Source organism: Vibrio crassostreae 9ZC13 (genome assembly GCF_000272045.2).
In the GTDB taxonomy this organism is placed as follows: Bacteria; Pseudomonadota; Gammaproteobacteria; order Enterobacterales; family Vibrionaceae; genus Vibrio; species Vibrio crassostreae_C.
On the sequence record NZ_AJYZ02000019.1, the window covers coordinates 850,441 to 869,186 of the forward strand.

General features: G+C 43.4%; 17 protein-coding genes. 8 read left to right on the top strand and 9 right to left on the bottom strand.

What is annotated here, in order from left to right; genetic code table 11:
* Positions 1 to 22 precede the first annotated feature (22 nt).
* From atpE to A136_RS05035, 7 genes are read left to right on the top strand one after another with little or no spacing between them, the layout of a single operon-like run.
* Entirely contained in the window at positions 23 to 259 is a 237-nt protein-coding gene (gene atpE / locus A136_RS05005) for a F0F1 ATP synthase subunit C (protein ID WP_004730405.1), read from the top strand.
* Positions 260 to 313: 54 nt separating this feature from the next.
* Complete coding sequence (locus A136_RS05010; protein WP_017060839.1) at positions 314 to 784, top strand: F0F1 ATP synthase subunit B; 471 nt, start codon at positions 314 to 316, stop codon at positions 782 to 784.
* Between the two features lie 11 nt (positions 785 to 795).
* On the top strand, positions 796 to 1,347 hold the full coding sequence (locus A136_RS05015; protein ID WP_017060840.1) for a F0F1 ATP synthase subunit delta: 552 nt from the start codon (positions 796 to 798) through the stop codon (positions 1,345 to 1,347).
* Between the two features lie 9 nt (positions 1,348 to 1,356).
* Positions 1,357 to 2,898, top strand: coding sequence for a F0F1 ATP synthase subunit alpha (atpA, locus tag A136_RS05020; RefSeq protein WP_017064726.1), 1,542 nt, complete (start codon positions 1,357 to 1,359; stop codon positions 2,896 to 2,898).
* Positions 2,899 to 2,944: 46 nt separating this feature from the next.
* Positions 2,945 to 3,814 carry a F0F1 ATP synthase subunit gamma gene (gene atpG, locus A136_RS05025; protein WP_017064727.1) on the top strand — a complete coding sequence of 290 codons (870 nt, stop codon included), beginning with the start codon at positions 2,945 to 2,947 and terminating at the stop codon, positions 3,812 to 3,814.
* A gap of 44 nt (positions 3,815 to 3,858) precedes the next feature.
* Positions 3,859 to 5,244 (top strand): F0F1 ATP synthase subunit beta, encoded by a 1,386-nt coding sequence (gene atpD / locus A136_RS05030; RefSeq protein WP_017060843.1) that lies wholly within the window; start codon positions 3,859 to 3,861, stop codon positions 5,242 to 5,244.
* Between the two features lie 14 nt (positions 5,245 to 5,258).
* The gene (locus tag A136_RS05035) at positions 5,259 to 5,702 is read left to right on the top strand and encodes a F0F1 ATP synthase subunit epsilon (protein ID WP_017060844.1); all 444 of its coding nucleotides are present in this window, start codon (positions 5,259 to 5,261) and stop codon (positions 5,700 to 5,702) included.
* Positions 5,703 to 5,860: 158 nt separating this feature from the next.
* Here A136_RS05035 and A136_RS05040 read toward each other — a convergent pair whose 3' ends face one another.
* The gene (locus A136_RS05040; RefSeq protein ID WP_017064728.1) at positions 5,861 to 6,823 is read right to left on the bottom strand and encodes a nitrilase family protein; all 963 of its coding nucleotides are present in this window, start codon (positions 6,821 to 6,823) and stop codon (positions 5,861 to 5,863) included.
* 106 nt (positions 6,824 to 6,929) lie between these two features.
* Between A136_RS05040 and A136_RS05045 the strand changes: the two genes are divergently transcribed.
* Positions 6,930 to 7,811, top strand: coding sequence for a LysR family transcriptional regulator (locus tag A136_RS05045; RefSeq protein ID WP_017064729.1), 882 nt, complete (start codon positions 6,930 to 6,932; stop codon positions 7,809 to 7,811).
* Positions 7,812 to 7,843: 32 nt separating this feature from the next.
* Here the strand turns inward: A136_RS05045 and A136_RS05050 are convergent, their stop codons facing one another.
* The 8 genes from A136_RS05050 to A136_RS05085 all read right to left on the bottom strand — a co-directional run bounded on the left by A136_RS05050 (position 7,844) and on the right by A136_RS05085 (position 18,738).
* Positions 7,844 to 9,037 (bottom strand): ISL3 family transposase, encoded by a 1,194-nt coding sequence (locus A136_RS05050; protein WP_017063708.1) that lies wholly within the window; start codon positions 9,035 to 9,037, stop codon positions 7,844 to 7,846.
* Between the two features lie 210 nt (positions 9,038 to 9,247).
* The gene (locus tag A136_RS05055) at positions 9,248 to 9,784 is read right to left on the bottom strand and encodes an RNA-binding S4 domain-containing protein (RefSeq protein WP_017064730.1); all 537 of its coding nucleotides are present in this window, start codon (positions 9,782 to 9,784) and stop codon (positions 9,248 to 9,250) included.
* A gap of 79 nt (positions 9,785 to 9,863) precedes the next feature.
* Entirely contained in the window at positions 9,864 to 11,153 is a 1,290-nt protein-coding gene (locus tag A136_RS05060; RefSeq protein ID WP_017064731.1) for an ATP-binding protein, read from the bottom strand.
* Positions 11,154 to 11,172: 19 nt separating this feature from the next.
* On the bottom strand, positions 11,173 to 11,877 hold the full coding sequence (locus A136_RS05065; RefSeq protein WP_017064732.1) for a response regulator: 705 nt from the start codon (positions 11,875 to 11,877) through the stop codon (positions 11,173 to 11,175).
* Positions 11,878 to 12,117: 240 nt separating this feature from the next.
* Entirely contained in the window at positions 12,118 to 16,065 is a 3,948-nt protein-coding gene (locus A136_RS05070) for a zinc-dependent metalloprotease (protein WP_017064733.1), read from the bottom strand.
* Positions 16,066 to 16,137: 72 nt separating this feature from the next.
* Positions 16,138 to 16,977, bottom strand: coding sequence for a hypothetical protein (locus tag A136_RS05075; protein WP_017064734.1), 840 nt, complete (start codon positions 16,975 to 16,977; stop codon positions 16,138 to 16,140).
* Positions 16,978 to 17,032: 55 nt separating this feature from the next.
* Entirely contained in the window at positions 17,033 to 17,866 is an 834-nt protein-coding gene (locus A136_RS05080) for an ABC transporter ATP-binding protein (protein ID WP_017064735.1), read from the bottom strand.
* Positions 17,867 to 17,868: 2 nt separating this feature from the next.
* Complete coding sequence (locus tag A136_RS05085) at positions 17,869 to 18,738, bottom strand: ABC transporter ATP-binding protein (protein ID WP_102332934.1); 870 nt, start codon at positions 18,736 to 18,738, stop codon at positions 17,869 to 17,871.
* Positions 18,739 to 18,746: the final 8 nt, after the last annotated feature.

Here is an 18,746-nt window from a genome sequence, read left to right on the forward strand (position 1 = left end):
AAATTATTTATCGGAGATACAAATGGATATCGTAAGCGCAGTTTTATATGTAGCAGGTGCATTACTGATCGGTTTAGGTGCAGCAGGTGCAGCATCTGGTATTGGTAACTTAGCAGGTAAATACCTTGAAGGTGTTGCGCGTCAACCAGACCTTACTCCAATGCTTCGTACTCAATTCTTCATCATGATGGGTCTTGTGGATGCAGTACCGATGATCGGTGTTGGTATCGGTCTATACATCATCTTCGCCGTGGCTTAATCAAACCGCTTTGAAAGATCGATTTGTAAATAATCAAGATTTAGTGAGGAAGGTATGAACTTAAATGCAAGCATGTTTGGACAAGCAATCTCATTCGTGATTTTTGTTTGGCTCTGCATGAAATATGTATGGCCCCCTCTCACCGCGATGTTAGACGAGCGCCAAAAAGAAATCGCTGATGGTTTACGCCACTCAGAGAACGCTGCGAAAGAGCTAGAACTAGCAAAATCAAATGGCGCGCAACTCATCGAAGATGCAAGAAAAGATGTGACTGAACTGGTTGAACAGGGCCGAAAACGCCGCAATGAAATCATCAGCTTAGCGCAACAAGAAGCCGAGCAAGAAAAGGCACGCATCTTAGAACAAGGTAGAGCTGAGCTAGAAGGCGAACGCCAAAAGATACGCCGTGAACTTCAGGCAGATATGGCAGACGCAGTAATTCAAAGTGCACAGAAACTGATTAGCAAAAACCTAGATTCCGCAACGAACCGAGCGCTAGTTGACCAAATGATTAGCGAACTCTAAGGAGAGGCAATATGTCAGATTACACCAATATTGCTCATCCCTACGCCAAAGCATCGTTTGAATTTGCTTTAGGTGAAAACCAGTTACAAGAGTGGCACTCAATGCTGTCCATTCTTGTGGCTGTCGCGGAAGAAGAAACGATCGCTAGTCAGATTTCTTCAGCAGAAGGTGCTTCTACACACCAAACAGAAGAGCTGGCAAACCTCATCATTCATATTTGCCAAGGACTCGTTGATGACCACGTCATTAATCTTATTCGAGTCTTGGCCGAGAACGGCCGCCTTTCTGTTGTAAGAGACCTGTTTGAATTGTACTGCGAGCTAAAGGACGAACATGAACGTGTAGTGCCTGTCACTGTCACCAGTTCAGAAATGCTGACACAAGATCAAGTTACGTCACTAACAGCTGCACTTGAGAAGAAATTAGAGCGTCAGGTTGAAATGAAGCAGGTTATTGATGACACGTTAGTAGGTGGAATGGTCATCAAGGCGGGTGAAACCGTTATCGATGGTTCTTTAAACACATCAATTGACCGATTGGCTCATCAACTTCACGCGAGATAGGTAACAATTATGCAATTAAATTCAAATGAAATCAGCGATCTAATCAAAGAACGCATCTCGAAATTTAATGTGAGCACCGAGGCTCGCAATGAAGGCACTATCGTATCGGTTCGTGATGGCATCATCACAATCAATGGCCTTGCTGATGTTATGCAAGGCGAGATGATTGAGCTACCAGGTGGCAAATACGCACTCGCACTTAACCTCGATACCCACTCAGTAGGTGCGGTGGTTATGGGCCCCTACACTGACCTATCTGAAGGTATGAAAGTGAAAGGTACAGGTCGTATCTTGGAAGTCCCCGTCGGTAACGGTCTTCTTGGCCGTGTTGTGAACACATTAGGCGAGCCAATCGATGGCAAAGGCTCAGTAAGTTGTGACCGACTCGACCCTGTAGAAGTGATTGCACCCGGTGTAATCGAACGTAAGTCTGTTGATCAGCCAATTCAAACTGGCTATAAAGCGGTTGATACCATGGTGCCAATCGGTCGTGGTCAACGTGAACTTATCATCGGTGACCGTCAGACGGGTAAAACAGCGTTAGCTATCGATGCGATCATCAATCAGAAAGATTCTGGCATCAAATGTGTGTATGTGGCGATTGGCCAAAAAGCCTCCACTATCGCTAACGTGGTTCGTAAACTCGAAGACCACGATGCGCTAAAAAACACCATCGTAGTCGTGGCATCAGCATCAGAGTCTGCAGCACTTCAATACCTAGCACCTTATGCCGGTTGCACCATGGGTGAATACTTCCGTGACCGCGGTGAAGATGCGCTGATCATCTATGATGACCTATCAAAACAAGCCGTTGCTTACCGTCAAATCTCGTTGCTATTGAAACGCCCACCGGGTCGTGAAGCCTTCCCTGGCGACGTATTCTACCTTCACTCACGCCTTCTAGAACGTGCAGCACGAGTGAATGCAGAGTATGTAGAGAAGTTCACTAACGGTGAAGTAAAAGGTCAAACTGGCTCATTAACGGCGCTTCCGATCATTGAAACTCAAGCGGGTGACGTATCAGCGTTTGTACCAACCAACGTAATCTCAATCACCGATGGTCAGGTTTTCCTTCAAACCCAATTGTTTAACTCAGGCTTACGTCCTGCAGTAGACCCAGGTATCTCGGTATCTCGTGTGGGTGGTGCGGCGCAATGCAAGATCATCAAGAAACTGTCTGGTGGTATCCGTACTTCATTAGCTCAATATCGCGAGCTGGCGGCCTTTGCTCAGTTCTCTTCTGACTTAGATGAGATGACGCGCAAACAGCTAGACCATGGTGAGCGTGTTACCGAATTAATGAAGCAAAAACAATACTCTCCAATGTCAGTCGCTGAGCAAGCAACGGTTATCTACGCAGCAGAGAAAGGCTACTTGGTCGGTGTTGAGCTAAACAACATTGCCCGTTTTGAAGAAGAGCTGATTGCTTATGCCAAAGGTCAGAACCCTGCGTTGTTCGAAAAAATCAACGCGACAGGCGATTACAATGACGAAATCGACGGTGCTCTTAAAGAGATCCTAGAAGGTTTTGTTGGGATGAAAGCTTGGTAAGTGCTCCGGTTTGTTAGCTGGAAATCAAAACAAATAGGAGCAGATTATGGCAAGTACTAAAGAAATTCGCACCAAGATAGCCAGTGTTAGTAATACTCAGAAAATCACTAGCGCAATGGAAATGGTTGCAGCAAGTAAGATGCGCAAGGTTCAAGACAACATGACGCTAACTCGCCCCTACGCCGAGAACATGCGAAAAGTTATCTCTCATGTTGCATCGGGTTCCCTGGAGTACCAGCACCCTTACCTGCAACAGCGTGAACCTAAGCGTGTCGCTTACATCATTATCTCGTCCGATCGCGGCTTGTGTGGTGGCTTGAACTCAAACTTGTTCAAGAAAGTGTTAGAAGAAATGGAGCAATGGCGCACCAAGGGAGTCGAGGTAGAAACAACCTTAGTGGGATCTAAGGCTATCTCGTTCTTCCAACGCGGCGGCAACGTTATTGCACAAACGTCAGGTCTTGGCGATACACCTAAGTTAGAAGACATCTTAGGTACGGTGAATGCGATGCTCGGGCATTACGACGAAGGTAAAATCGATAGCTTGTATCTCGTTTACAACCAGTTCGTCAACACCATGGTTCAAGCGCCAACGACCTTGCAGTTGCTCCCCCACCCTTCGGATTCTGAGGAAGGTGGTGAGCCTAAAAAAGCGCGTCGTTGGGACTACATCTATGAGCAAGCGCCCAAAGACATACTCTCAGAACTGTTACATCGATACATCGAATCGCAAGTGTATCAAGGCATTGTTGAGAGCATTGCCTGTGAGCAAGCAGCCCGAATGGTCGCTATGAAAGCGGCGACTGATAACGCAGGCCAACTCATTGATGACTTGCAGTTGGTCTACAACAAGGCGCGTCAGGCTGCCATTACCCAAGAGCTGAGTGAAATAGTCTCAGGTGCCCAAGCTGTCTAGGGCTAGAAAAGACTGGGTCAAGAACAGAATTTGAGGATTTAAGAATGAGTGTTGGAAAAATAGTTAAAGTAATCGGCGCGGTGGTTGACGTCGAGTTCAGCGGCGGCAACAGCCCACGCGTTTATGATGCATTGAAAGTGACTAGCGACGAAGCAAGCTCGTTAGTATTGGAAGTACAACAACAACTGGGTAGCAATATCGTTCGTTGTATTGCAATGGGTACGTCAGATGGCTTACGTCGTGGTCTAACGGTTGAAAACACAGGCTCTCCAATCACGGTTCCCGTCGGCGAAGAAACGCTAGGCCGTATCATGAACGTGCTTGGTCAACCTATCGATGAGTGTGGTGAAATCGGTCAGAAAGAAAACTACGAGATTCACCGTGAAGCCCCTTCTTATGAAGAACAAGCAAACAGCACTGAGCTTCTAGAAACAGGCGTTAAGGTTATCGACCTTATCTGTCCATTCGCTAAGGGTGGTAAAATTGGTCTGTTCGGTGGTGCTGGTGTAGGTAAAACCGTCAACATGATGGAGCTTATCAACAACATCGCCAAAGCCCACTCAGGTCTTTCTGTGTTTACCGGTGTAGGTGAGCGTACTCGTGAAGGTAACGACTTCTACTACGAGATGAAAGAAGCAGGTGTACTAGACAAAGTAGCCATGGTTTACGGTCAAATGAACGAGCCACCGGGAAACCGTCTACGTGTAGCACTTACAGGCCTAACTATGGCTGAGCGCTTCCGTGATGAAGGTCGTGACGTACTGTTGTTCATTGATAACATTTACCGTTACACGCTTGCGGGAACAGAAGTATCAGCTCTGCTAGGTCGTATGCCTTCAGCAGTAGGTTACCAACCAACACTGGCTGAAGAGATGGGCGTACTTCAAGAGCGTATCACGTCAACAAAACAAGGCTCTATCACCTCTATCCAAGCAGTATACGTACCTGCGGATGACTTGACTGACCCATCGCCAGCAACAACCTTTGCTCACTTAGATGCGACCGTTGTACTGTCTCGTAACATCGCGGCACTGGGTCTATACCCTGCGATTGACCCGTTAGATTCAACGTCACGTCAGTTAGATCCGCTGATCGTAGGCCAAGAGCACTACGACATTGCACAAAAAGTACAAACAACGCTGCAACGCTACAAAGAGCTAAAAGACATCATCGCGATTCTTGGTATGGATGAGCTGTCTACTGAAGACAAACAGACCGTATCTCGCGCTCGTAAGATTGAACGTTTCTTAACGCAGCCTTACCACGTAGCCGAAGTGTTTACCGGTCAGAAAGGTGTCTTTGTACCGCTAAGCGAAACACTAAGAGGCTTTAAAGGTCTATTGAGCGGTGAATATGACGATATCCCAGAGCAAGCGTTCTTGTACTGTGGCTCTATCGACGAAGTGCTTAACAAAGCAAAATCACTCTAAGAGGCAGGTGCACCATGGCTATCGGAATTACAGATAATACATTTCAACTTAATATTGTAAGTGCGGAAGGTACGCTGTTTTCAGGTCCAGCGTACGCCCTAGCCGTTTCTGGCGCTGACGGTGAACTGGGGATCCGCCCCGGTCACTCCCCGCTTCTCAGTAAGATCAAACCGGGCGTAACCGTGTTTGTTACAGACCCTAAATCAGAAGGCCAAGTGCTGTATGTCTCTGGTGGGATGCTGGAAGTTCAGCCGGATGTGGTTACGTTATTAGCCGACACGGCCTTGCATGGTAAAGACATTGACCGCGCTCGCGCAGAAGAAGCGAAATATGCCGCTCTAGAGAACATCAACAAGGGCAACATAGACATTAACTTTGCACAAGCTCAGCTAGAACTAGCGAAAGCCGTTGCTCAGTTACGTGCATCAGAGCTAACTTCTTCTCACACAAGACACTGAGAATAGAACTTAGATGCTCGATACTTGATGTGTAAATAGTCTACCCACTTAAACATGATTTAAGTGGGTAGACTACATCAGAAACCCTCACTTCTCTTTCAACTTCCCCACCCTTTTAACCGCTACTAATACATCCTTTTTCACCTGAGCTTACAACATTACTTCTCTGCAAAGCGCGCTTGGTGTGGGTCCAATTCATGACCTAACGACTGCGTCAGCGAATGATAAAGCTCAGGCTTACGACCACGAATCCAACGTCTCCCGGTACACATCTCTAGCTCTTGCGCTTTCAAATTCGCAATCACCATGTCGTTATCAACACTATCGGTCTCAGCAATGATTTCACCATAAGGGCTGAGGATCATCGCATTGCCTGTTCTTACTTCATCCATATCAACGCCGACACCATTACTAAACACCACAAACATACCGTTGTCGTGCGCTCTTGCAGGCAACCAACGCATTAACCACTCGCGGCCATTCTTGCCCTTCATTTCAGCACGAATCGCCTCTGGGTTTTCATCTCGGTTAAACCATAATTCAGGGTCAATTCGCTTCATCGCATTGGGGCTACGTGACTGACAACCGCCCGTCTGGTGTGGTGCAATCAAAATATCGGCACCTTTCAATGCAGTAATTCGAACATTCTCAACCAAGTTGTTATCCCAACAAATCAAGATACCGACTTTGCAACCGTGGGGCGTATCGAACACCGTGTATTGGTCGCCGCTGCTCATATGTGGGCTAACGAAGGTGTGCAGTTTACGGTGTTTCTGAACTTCTCCATTGGGCATGGCGAATACGTAGGTGTTGTATAGCTCGCCATCGATGCCCTTCTCTATCAAACCAGCCCCAACACTGATGCCAAACTGTGTTGCCAGTGCAATCAGATTTTGAGTCGATTCACCACTCGGCACAGGTTCCGCTAGCGCTTCTATCTCGTCTCGCGACAAAGCAGACACATGCCAGTAGCCAGTGATGCACATCTCTGGGAAACTGATGATCTCCACACCACTCTTCGCAGCTTGTTGAACGTATTGACCTATCACCGACAAGTTATACGCCTTATCGCCTGCATGATGGTTAAACTGAACCGACGCTACTTTGATGTCTCTTTTCATTATTCGTCCTCAAATTTCGCTTTATCTGATTTGGTATGAACTCAGTATAAAAAATCGATTCAATTCCATATAATGAAAGATATTCTTAGTTCAATGAGCATTCGGAATGGAATTTGATTTACTGAAGGCGTTTTGTCAGTTGGCTAAGTCGGGCAATTATCGTATGGCATCAGAGCAGCTCTACATTACTCAGTCGGCACTGACCAAAAAGATTCAACGACTGGAATCCAATATAGGAGCGAGTCTGTTTTCTCGCGGCAGGAACGGCGCAGAACTGACACACGCAGGTAAAACCTTACTACCCGAAGCCCAACGTTTGGTTCATTCAATGCAAGCGTTTGAGCAGCTTTCAGGCTCCGTAGTGAATGGAACTCAGGGGCATTTGAACATTGGTTTTGGCGTATCTAATTATCACGAAGCACCTAAACTGATTGCCGCCTATAAACAACAGTACCCAGACGTTCACATCACCTTAAATGACACACCTTCTAAGCAGCAGACCGACGAGCTATTGAGCCATGAACTCGATATCAGCTTCAATCGAATACCCGACTCCTCGGATTTAAAGAGCCTAACGCTTTTCAATGATTCGCTTGTGATTGCGGTTCACAAAGATATTCTCAAGCAAGCGCCAGGTAACGATCAGGTTCTCTTTGAGTTATCGAAATGGCCTTATCTAAAATTGGCTCAGCACCGTGGCCCCGGATTAGACAGACAGATTCAACAATATTGTCTTGCCAATAAAATCGACTTATCTAAGACACAAGAAGCCGATGATATCCTCACCCTGCTTGCCTTGGTTTCGGCCAATATCGGTTTCACCATCGTACCCAGCAGTGCGCAGTACATTAGTAACACCGATGTGGAATTCATTGCGTTAGAAGGTGAACACGCGACTTGGCCTGTCGGGTTAATCTGGAATGGAGAGAGTGACAACCCACTCAGGGATAGGTTTGTAGAGTTTGTGGCTCATCAAAAAGGAAATTAGACCAGAAGCTAAATTTCACCAACAAAAAAGGTTCATCGCGGCTTTCCGGGGAAAGCCGCTTTTATCTTCAAGAAGAAGTAGTCGGTATCTCGATACCCATACCCCATTCGCTTGATTAGCTTTATCTTGTTGTTTATCCCTTCTAGGGTGCAGGTGTTTAGCGGATAACTTGCCGATGCGATAATACCGTGAAGATAAGGACTCAGTTTTCGTGCGAACTCTTTCAATGGCTTAATTCCACTCTCTTGTACTTGTGCCCACCAAGCCTCCCAGAGCCCTTTAGCATGTGCTTCTGATTCACAATACCAAAGCTCTTTGAGTTGTGCCCCGAGTATATAAGTGGTCATTAAGTCCTTATTGATATTCAATATTTCTGTAAGATAGCTGTCTTGCCGTGGATTTAAGTTGCCTCTATTTTTCAACAACACCCAGCGTGAGCGCTTGACCCATTGCCTCGCTTTTTTATCTTGCTTGAGTTTGTTGGCTTGGTCGACTCTGACTCTATCCATTACCTCACGACCGAACTTAGCAACAACATGGAATAAGTCGTAAACGATTTTTGCGTTCGGGCAGTGCGCTTGAACTTCAAGGTCAAAAGCCGTATTCATGTCCATCGCGACCGCTTCGATATTATTGCCATGCTTGCCTAACAGCTCGAAGAACGGTCGTATGTCCTTGCGGCTACGGCCTAACCCTATCCAAATGACTTGATGAGTCTTAGCGTCAGCAATGACCGTGGCATACCTATGCCCTTTAAAGATAGCGAACTCGTCCATGACGAGTTGCCTTAGCTCTTCCCATTTCACTGACGGCACCACTTGTCGAAGTCGGCGTTTATCTATCTCTTTAATGGTGTGCCAATGTACGCTCGTTAACTGGGAGATATGCTTAATGGGAAGAAGAGGCAGCAGTTGTTCTATATAACTTTTTAGGCGCTTCGTTATACGAGCATAAGGCTCTAACCAAGATAGAGACTCTGTTTTGATGCCGCAGTCACGACACTTAATTCTTCGTGTTTGAACGGAAAGTTCAACAGGAACACCGAGCAACATGGCTTCTTTCACATGACGCCATTGATACTCGTGGATAGCTTCGGCTTCAAGACCACAAAGGCACTTAGCCTCAGAGTTAGGTTTAAGAGTCAGGGTAATAAGTGATGCTGTCTGGTGAGACTTTACTATTTGAAAGCCTTCCCAGAATGAAGATAGGAAAGTATGATTCGGCATGAAAACGGTAGTTTGTGTATGATTTTTGTTTGGCGACTAAACCATATCACTTACTACCGTTTTTGTTTTTAGTTCCCGCTAATCCGCGATGAACCACAAAAAAGGCTCACTAAATAGTGAGCCTTTTGATATTTTCTTAACGTAAACCTAAGTCTAAGGTTGCTTGCGTTTTGAAAGAATAGCTTTAGATCAGTAGGTTAGAGCTATAACTTAGAAGAACTCAATCGAATTACGGCCGCTTTTGTCATCACGTGTTGGCTTTGGCGTATCCGCTTTCTTTTTCGGTTTCTTCTCTTTTTTCTCTTTCTTTGGTTCAGCCTTTGCGCTTAGCATTTCTGCTTTGCTTTTCTTAGATTCCTTCTTCTTAGAATCCTTTTTAGACTGACCTTTCTTCGCCTTGTTCTCTTTTTTAGGCGTTTCTTTCTTTTTCGGCTTTTCTGATTCTTCTTGTACTGGCTGATCACACACCACTACATAGTATTCTTGGTTGAATTCAAAGAAGTCGCCATCGTACATTTTACGACGCTTACGGGTTTCTAGCTCACCATTTACCGCTACGTAGCCTTCAGAGATGATGTGCTTAGCTTCACCGCCACCACTCACTAGGTTAGCAATTTTAAACACTTTGTAGAGCTCGATTGGCTGTGATGAAACATCAATACCAATTGCTTCAATTTCAATCTCTTCGCCTTCTTCGCCCAGCTCTTGGCCTTCGTAATCAGCGTCTTCGTAATGTTCTTGGTCCATGGTGACCTCTACCTAAATATGTACTTCTGAAATATTGGGCGCAGTGTAATCTTAAAACAACTAAATGACCATGTTGAATTTATAGCTCAAGCCGAGGAAACGACAATGCAAAACACGCACCATCCAAGTAACTTTCACCAACAGTGACATGTGCTTGGTGACGGTCACACACCTGTTTAACAATAGCTAACCCTAAACCATGGCCCGTTTTCCCCTTGTTCCTCGCTGCATTAGCGCTGTAGAAAGGATCAAACAAAAAAGGCCAATGCTCCGCTTCAACGCCTTTACCGTCATCATGAACCTCAATAACAAATTCATTGTCGGTATACCACAACTCAATAACGATCTTAGTATCGGCAAACTTAAAAGCATTCCTTACTATATTATCCACCGCCCTATTGAATAACTTTAGATCGACATACAAAGAGGCTGGGACTTTTAGTGGCACCTTAATGAGATCGAGTGTTGTCTCTTTCTCCCAAATGCTAAAACGCTCGTTTAGCCATTCATTGGCATCAATAGGTTGCTTAAGCAATTCAAAGCCCCCTCTTTCCAATCGAGCGTAATACAATAGCTCATCAACCATGTCTTCCATTTCATCCGTATCAGCAAGAATACGGGCTATCGCCTTAGATTGTTGCGGAGTTGGTGCTAAGTCACTCAACAACTCAGCCTGCCACTGAATTCGGAATATAGGCGTCCTTAGCTCGTGAGCAACGGCATTAGTCAAAGACTTATTACTATTGATTAAGTCTCTTATCTTGTCCGCCATAACATTAAAGCTACGGTTTAACGTACCTAATTTTATGCTATTTTTTTCGGAAGCTCTTTCTAGTAGATCCCCATGAGAAAAAGCAACCGTCGCCATTTCAAGGTTATTTAATCGGCGCTTGATTCTCCAAACCAAAAACAAGCCGCTAAACGCGAAACCTGTTATTGCAAAAACCCAAATAAGCCGGTTTTCAAATTTGATTTGCTTCCTCAGATAAGAATTTTTGTTCTTAGATAACTCATATAAATCATCACTTCCAACTAACCTTAACCACAGGAAGTATTCGTCATGGTAGTAAACATTTCGGCCTTGCTGCTGAAACGCTTTTCTCACTAGTTCTGGAGCGTTATCAAAAGGTATGATTCGCAGGTTCTGCCGAGTCTTATCCGCATAACTTTTTAATAGATTCTGCGTTTCAAGCAAACCTTTTTCACGGAAAACCACATCAATTAATTCTTGATAAGCTTCTGCTTCATGGTCTCGTAATATGTATTCGTAGTCAGTGCTTAACTTGTAAACAATAAAAGCATAGGAATATATACTCACTAAGAAGATGACTGTCAGCCCCGCTAGGTATTCAAAATAGATACGTCGCATATTATTTATTCAGCTACCGTTACCAACGTTCTGGTACGAACAAGTAGCCTTTACCTCTTACAGTGATGATCTTTTTAGGTGGGACAGTTATGTCATTAAGCTTTTTACGTAAGATTACGATTTTATTGTCGATAAAGCGGTCAATGCCATCGTAATCAATACCTCTCAACTGTTGAGTCAAAAAATTACGTGATAACACCTGTTCTGGCGAGGAAGCCAATAGCCAAAGCAGTTCAAATTCACTCTCCGCTATGGATATATCTTTTCCAATATGCGTACAGGCTTTGGTTGTGCGGTTTAAATTTAACTTACCAAAAACTAACTCATTCTTACTCACTTCAGCACTTATTGAACTGTCAGGAGTGCGACGCAAAAGCATCCTCACTCGAGCAAGTAATACTCTTTGGCGAATTGGTTTACTAATAAAGTCATCGGCGCCAGTTTCTAACGCTGCAACATGGTCAAAATCATCATCACTAGCTGTAAGAATGAGTATCTTTCCCTTAAACTGACTCCGGACTTGCCTACAGATAGTTAGCCCATCAACTTCTGGCAACATAAGATCAAGTAGAACAATGTCGGGCTGAATATTTAAGATTTGCTCACTCGCTGATGCGCCATCAGAAATAGTGATTACATCAAAAGATTGGCTTTCAAAATATTCCTGTAACATCTCTCTTAAGATGGGATCGTCTTCTACGATCACTAGTTTCGGGTTGGTCATAAATCCTTCTCACCATTCCTATTGCTACCTTGCGAACCCGCGCCTCTCTATTGCGAAATTCAGCATATTCTTTTTACATAGCTTGTATTTATAAAATTAACAAAAACATCTATATAACATATAAATATAAGGTAATGCAGCTAAAAATAGACCAAAAGCTCTTAATTTTAGACTCAAAAAAACCGGTCACCTTAGTAAGGTAACCGGTTCAATTTATGGGTTTAATTAAACATTTGTTGTCTAGTCATCATAAACAGGGAACTGTTCAAATGCGCGACGATAATTCACGTACTCATTAGAGCTCCATAACCTCAATTCTTCTGGGTCATAGTTGTACACTTCTTTATGAGCCGCATTTGTGGAACTGGTGTTGTTATCTGCAATCTGATTACCAAAGATTTGTGCTAAATCGAATATACGTTCGTGCTCTTCATCTTCGAATTTACCAATCGAGCTATTTTGTACCGTCTGCAAACTGGATTGAGAGTTACACTTACGTTTCATGTGATCTTCGGTCGACTCGCCATCGACTTTAAATCGTAAACACTTCTGACCATCTTCATCATATTCTTCGAACTGATTATCAAACATAAAAAAGCGTGCGAAACCAGTGGTGTCACGAAGAGCAACGAGCGCCTCTTTATCACCGACAGCGATAATACGAGCTTCGTTGCGATCTCGCGTATTCTTAAACACAGACAGCGCGTTACGGACTCGGTAAGGCAAACCGTTTAATTTTTCTACGCGAGCTTGCTGCTCTTCTGTGTATAAGGCGCGTGAAGCTAAAGCATTTGCAAGTGTGTTACGTGAACTCAACGAGTAATTTGTCCCTTTCCAAGTAAAGTTAATCCCATCTTCGTCGGCATAACTACTATTTGCATAGTTGACATGGATAGAGTCGCTAAAACCAGATACTGAGTCACTCAAACCATATTCATTTGCACGATTATACTTGTTTAGGTTAGCCAATAAGGTTCCAAAGTACGGCACCTTCGTATCTTGGCTAGCTCCCTCAGTCCAATACACAAATGCTTCATTACCGCCCATTGAGAAATAGCGCTTCATTGGCCACAGGTATGAAGGTGTAGCCTCAATTGTTTCGGTAATGTCTTGTTTGTATTTCAGAACCGTTTCTACGTAATCCCCTTTCCCATCAACAAAGATAGCTTGGCGAGCTTCAGCTCTACCCGTTAAATCGGATAGATACGTATACAAGTGTGAAATTTTGTCTGACATATCAACCAACGCTAAGCTCGAATTCTCAGTTGATTTGAATGGTGTATCACGCCTAACTAACATCTGTGCTGCTAGTAGTTTGTCTGGCCATACGCCTAACAAATCGACAGAAGAAGACGATGTTTGATAAGGGTTGTTCGCTTTTAAGCTCGCCCATACTTTTCCATCTCGAGTTTCAGAGCGAATGACGATCTCGTTAGCTTGACTTGCTAACATCTGAACTAATTCCTCATCGAAACAACTGGTTGGAACATCGCGATTTTGCGACATGCCGCCTTGGTAGGTTAACCAAAGGTCAGATAACTTAGCGAAACGATAGCGGTTAGGAACTCCAACAACACCACTCAATTCTTCTAATTCACAAACTTTATCTGGTGCTGTTAGCACTTCTAAAAAGAAGTCTGCTGCCAAATTTGCTGCATTATAAGTATCACAAATTGGACGAACACCCGCAGACAAGTTCTCTAATGGAATAGCGTTACCGCGAAAATCCACACAGTTGTTTCCGGCTATTTCTTCAAAAACCTGCCCTTTGTTATTCGTCGTATTTGCACCTAAGTAACGAGCAAACATAAAGTCAATTTCACCAACGTTTTCAACGATATCGCGAATTTTTTGGAACTCCCCCATTCGATATAAGAAGTAGCTATATTGATGAAATTGTTCAAATCTCTCACGTCCATTTCTTTGGTTAACCGTGTCGTAGCTATCTTTGTATCGCTGAATTCTAAACTCTGTGGCTTCTTGAAGGCTTGTACCTTCATCAAAACGATCACATAACAAGTTAGTGGTCGTGTGTTCATCCGTACAATAGCGATAGCTCACTAACGAATCTGGAATACCATTTTGACCAGCGTTAGCTCTCAAGTGTGCAATAACACCCGTCGGATAAACCTTATAGTCATTAGATAACTGACGGTCATACTCAGCCAAAGAATAGACTTTGCGCTTTTGTGCTCCTGTGGCGTCTACTACAGCGACATCGTCTCCCTCGCTATTGGTGTTAACGATAAGTTCATTTGTTTCAACCTGACGAGCATAAGCGAAACGTAAAGCGGCCTTGTCATACTTACCGAACGTCAACAGTTCATCAAATATTGATGCACCGTAATCCATGATCGAACTGTACGCAGCTGGCTTATCAAGGTGCCCAATTTTGCTTTGTGCAAGCTCAGCCTCTGTATAAAAATGGCTTTCGTCCGTTGAACCCATAAAGTTATGACGTAAACCAAGGTTATGCCCGAGCTCATGAATCAATGTTGATTTAAACATATGCTTTGAAATCGCTTGGCTTGCTAGCTTCTGCTGATCAATCGTTAGCGCTTCCCACGTTTTCATTTTGCTCTGATCAGCATCGGCGAAGAAGCCACCTTGGATATAGTCTAAACCCTTCACTAAGCCCTTTGACTGGGTACTTAACCACATCGCATCAACGCTATATACATTCTGCTCAGAGAATCGCTTCAACATATCTTGGCGTTTATAGAATGATTGCAAAGCGAGGTCTTGGTTGCTGGTATCGTATTTGAAATCCAAATCGGCTTCAGGCAGTGAATCGACTAAATTATCTTTGCCCACCAAATTAATTTCGCGTTCACTCAACGCTGGAACATTGATCGAAGGTCCTCGATCTTCCTCGAGCATTTTATTGAACAAATCGATTTCGGTTGGCTCAGAGCTTGATTTCGAAGCGTTGCTTTTTTCCGCCACAACCACAGGTTGTACTTTTTCAATTTCTTGGCGGTTGTAACGCTTAGCGAGATCATTCCACGTATGGCGACTTGCGGAACGAATCACACCTAAATATTGGTTAACATGCGCATGAATAATTTCACCCGTTAATGGGTTAGTGGCAGATGGGCCATAGCCAAGAAGGCCGTTGTCAACCGGATCCGCGATCAGGTTGAATACGTTGTAACGTAAGTCACCCGTTTTTACACCCGCTTTCTTGTCACTATTAACAATGTTAATGCGAGGAACACCTGTGCCTTCTAATGACTGATTTACCTCTTTCATGGTATCGAGCGTAAGTTGCAGGTACGCTTTATTGCCATCATCGAAGTAGCTGTCGCTTAAGTAGTAATCGATCGACTCTAACTTGGGATTGAATCGGTTAATATAAGAAAAACGAGAACCCTGTACGTTACTCTCACCAGTGTGAGTTTTTACTTCTTTGCTATCGTTGAAGAACCCAAAGTATGCGCTGTCTTGGCCTTGGTAATAGATAGGTTCGTAATTTTCACTTGCTAACTTATCAAGCTTAACAAGAGAATAGAAAAAACGTGTTTTGAATGATAAGTCTTTAAGCTCGCCACCAAACTGGTATTGATCTTCCGCTTCTGCAGTAAAGGTTCGTTCTACTTCAACGTTAATTACCCCACCTTCAGGATCGTATTCGTATGAAATCAAACGAGGCTCTGCAGACTCCGTAACATTACTGGAGGTATACCAAGCTCTAATTGTGTCTTGAGATAGTGATTTAATCTCTTCATATTTAGGTACAAAGTGTGTGGCTTGATCCCAAGAAACGTCTTCATCTGCGTTAATTTCTTCTTTATTTGTACATTCGCCATAACCGTTCTCAGCACAGCGATACTGACGGAATTCTCCAGGAATTTTAAGCACAGGAGCACGGTTAATTTCCGTATCCCAACGACTTTCATCTGTCGAATTCACTTTGTCGCGATCAACTTCTTCGACATAAATACCATTAGTTTCATCAAAACGAAGCGTCACCAACTTTGGATCGCCTTGGAAAAAGCCGCGCTGAGTCATTGCATAACGAGGAGCATCGCCGGTTGACGGCATGTACATCCAAAGTGATTCCGTATCTAAAGATTGAACAGAAATCTCTTCGGTTGGTTTTTCATAGGTGTCATAGGCACGATCTTCGGCCCCACACCCGCTGAGGATTGTGGCAATACTTGCTGCGATAATTGCTTGTTTAAACATAATTTACCTATATTTATAATTATATTACATTTTTACTTCTAACTATTTAAATTCAATGCGAACGGAGCAATATTAGAATTGATAGTTAATCACTGCGTAATAAGTTGTTTTCTTTAAATCGACTAAATCATTAAGAGGGTTTGAGCCTCTTTCTGGATTGTAATAACTAATGCCATTAGTCAAACCAGCAGAAATAGAAATACTCTTAGTTATTTGGTAACCCACCTCTTCCCCATGTAATAAAGTTGGGTCAAACGTGCTCCCGTTATAATCCCATGACTGTCTAGGCATTACGAAAATGTTAAAATAGAAGTCTTCTGCAAAAACATAATCAAGAGAAAATTGGCTGCTCAATTGGTATTCAATAAGCTGATTACCACCAGCTGTTTTATATTCGTGAAAGTTTTTTCTAAGTAATAACGTATTACTTAATGAAAGCCCTTCAATCCAATTATCGAATGGAGCACTCCACCTGACTTTCAACCTAGTTCCTAACGTTAGATCGTTCCTCCTTGACCATTTGGACGTTGGCAATATTACTCTCACCTCACCACTCAGTGATGAACCATCAGTTGGTTTGAATAATCCATTGCGCCCCCATGAGATGGACGTATCATTCCAGAACTGTCCCCTAGTCCCATATTCATCACCGTCGGACAAGTGGTAACCTGACGCCACAACTTGGAGTCGAGATTTGTCTGAAAACGAATATCGGACAACGCCAGTTGCAGAAGCCGAACGGTTTGCTAAAGACGCACTGTCTTCATATCCGTTTCGAGAATAGTCAGCACTAATGTATCCAGACCAAGGGTTTTCATTGTTTTTGGACTCCCACTCATCTTGCAAATTATTTGCTAGGGCGAGCGAAGGTGCCACCAGCATGAACGCTGGCAACATAAGTAGTTTATTCATATTTTCCTTCTTGTATTACACTTCCGTATTATATCTACATTTTCTTTTTCCAGTTTTAAGCCTGTTTAGCTAACCTCGTTGTTTTTATTTTATTCCTTTGAGATGGATGCGTTATTGGAATCGACGCCAATAGAGTTTTTGTATATTCTTCTTTTGGGTTTTTATAAACGTCTTCCACACTTCCAAACTCAATTATTTTACCTTTTTTCATTACGACCACATTATCTGAAATGTGCTTAACGACAGAGAGATCATGTGAAATAAAAATAATGGAAAGGTTCATCTCTTTTTGTATTTTTAGTAATAAGTTCAATATCTGTGCTTGCACAGAAACATCTAATGCCGATACTGACTCATCGCAAATCAATAACTTTGGCTTTAATGCTATTGCTCTTGCTATGCCTATACGCTGCCTTTGCCCTCCAGAAAACTCGTGCGGATAACGGGTTACGGCGGAGTGAGGTAATCCGATCTTATCGAGTAGATCTAAAACCCATTGCTTTCGGTCTTTCTTTGAACCAATCCCATGAATAATAAAAGGTTCTTCAAGTATGCCGCCTACTGTATGCCTCTGATTCAATGATTCTAGAGGATCCTGAAATACAATCTGCATATCTCGACGAAGTGGACGCATTCTTTTTGTACTGTAATGGGTGATGTCTTCGCCTTCGAAAAAGATCTTCCCAGCGGATGGCTCATACAGTTTAAGTAATGTTCTACCAAGCGTACTTTTTCCACAGCCAGACTCTCCAACCAAACCTAACGTCTCACCTTGCTTCACTGAGAATGAAACGCCGTCAACAGCCTTGATTACATAACCTTTCTTAAATAGGTTCTTACCTGATAGAAAATGCTGCTTTAGCCCTTCAATTCTAATGACTTCTGACATAATCAACTCCCCTTGTATTCTGGGAATTCATTCAAATCAATTGGGTTGATTTGAATGGTTTGTTTCGGCTCGACATTGAGATCTGGAATTAAGCTCAAGAGTCTTTTTGTATACGGATGTTGTGGGTGATCGAAAAGTTCGAAAATTTCTGCATGCTCAACAATACGTCCGTCATACATCACAGCGACTTCATCGCAAATTTCCGCAACAACACCTAGATCATGAGTGATAAAGATCACTGCCATCCCGGTCTCTTCTTGAAGCTCTCTTATCAGTTCCAAAATTGATGCTTGAACCGTTACATCTAATGCAGTCGTCGGCTCATCACATATCAAGATGTCAGGCTTACATGCAAGCGCTATCGCTATCATTACCCTTTGTCGCATCCCACCAGACAGGCTATGAGGGTACTCTTTAAAACGTAGTTTCGGCATTGGAATTTCAACTTTCTCAAGCAAACCAATTGCGTACTCTATCTTTTCAGACTTAGACATCTGGCTATGGTGCAAATCCAGAACCTCGACAATCTGCTTGCCAATTGTCTGAACAGGGTTCAAGGCAGTCATAGGGTCTTGGAAAATGATTGAGATACGGTTCCCACGCATCTTATGCATCTCATGTTCAGGTACCTCTGTAAGGTCTGTATCACGATAAATTATTTTTCCAGCCGTGACCTTTCCATAAGGCTTAGGAAGTAGTCCCATAATAGACATGGAAGTTACGCTCTTCCCACTGCCCGACTCTCCAACCAAACCGAGTGTTTTGCCTGATTTCACGTCAAAGGACACACCTTTCAGTATCTTGACAATGCCCTCATCAGTATTGAACTCTGCTTCTAAGTCACGAACTTTTAATATAATATTTTGGTTCATTCCACGGT